This is a genomic window from Streptomyces sp. NPDC004658, from assembly GCF_040609555.1.
Classification (GTDB): Bacteria; Actinomycetota; Actinomycetes; order Streptomycetales; family Streptomycetaceae; genus Streptomyces.
This window is the reverse complement of record NZ_JBEXKG010000444.1, coordinates 1-1,058: the sequence shown is the minus strand read 5'-3', so window position 1 is coordinate 1,058 and position 1,058 is coordinate 1. Positions and strand designations below refer to the sequence as shown.

At 68.5% G+C, this 1,058-nt stretch carries 1 protein-coding gene; it reads right to left on the bottom strand.

What is annotated here, in order from left to right:
- Positions 1-90: 90 nt before the first annotated feature.
- On the bottom strand, positions 91-1,058 hold a 968-nt coding region (locus ABZV94_RS42030; protein ID WP_356350448.1), incomplete at its 5' end, for an LCP family protein.

Sequence of the window (1,058 nt, the reverse complement as noted above, 5' to 3'; positions counted from 1 at the left end):
CGTGAACCGGGGCCGACGTACCAGTCTGCCAGGACCGGCCGTATCTCCCAAAACGAGGGTCGGCCGCCGGCTATTCCCGGGCGGCCGGGATCACTGCACGATCTGCCCGGCGTCGCCCTTGTCGCCCGCCGACTTCTCGGTGGCGGAGGCGGGGATCGGCCGGTCGTGGAGGAGCGCCGTCCACACCTGCCGGCCGGCCTCCTCCTGCGGGATGACGCGGTTCGGGTCGGCCGGGTCGTACTCCACGGGCAGGGTCACCATGTGGACGTCGTCGGACCCGAGACCCTTGAGACCGCTCGCGAAGGACGCGAGCGCCTTGACGGAGCCCAGGTCGGAGTCGGTGGTGATGGCCTTGGTGGCGGTGTCCGCGATCCCGTACAGCTTGGTGCCGTTGAGGATGCCGACGCTCTTGGCCTGCTCCATCAGCGCCTTGATGAACGCCTGCTGGAGCTGGATGCGGCCGAGGTCGCTGCCGTCGCCGACACTCTTGCGGGTGCGGACCAGGCCGAGTGACTCCTCGCCGTTCAGGGTGTGGGTGCCCGGTTCGAGGTTCAGATGGCTCTTGGGGTCGTTGATCGCCTGCCTGGTGGTGATCTCGACCCCGCCGAGCTTGTCGACCAGCTTCTTGAAGCCGGTGAAGTCGACCTCGAGGTAGTGGTCCATGCGGATCCCCGACATCGACTCCACGGTCTTGACCGCGCAGGCCGGTCCGCCGACCTCGTACGCCGTGTTGAACATCGCGCGCTGCTCCCCGGCGACGGGCTGTCCGCTCGTGTCACCGGTGCACTCGGGCCGGGTGACGAGGGTGTCGCGCGGGATGGAGACGACGCTCGCCGTCTTGTGGCCCTTGTTGACGTGCACGACCATCGCGGTGTCCGAGCGGGCGCCGCCCTGGTCCTCGCCGTACTGCGCGTTGGCACCGGAGCGGGAGTCCGAACCGAGCACGAGGATGTCCTCGGAGCCGTTGTCGACGTTGTCGGGGCGGTCCTTGCCCAGCGCGTTGTTGATGTCGACGGCCTTGAGGTTGCCGTTGAGGTGGAAGTACGCGTAGCCGAGCC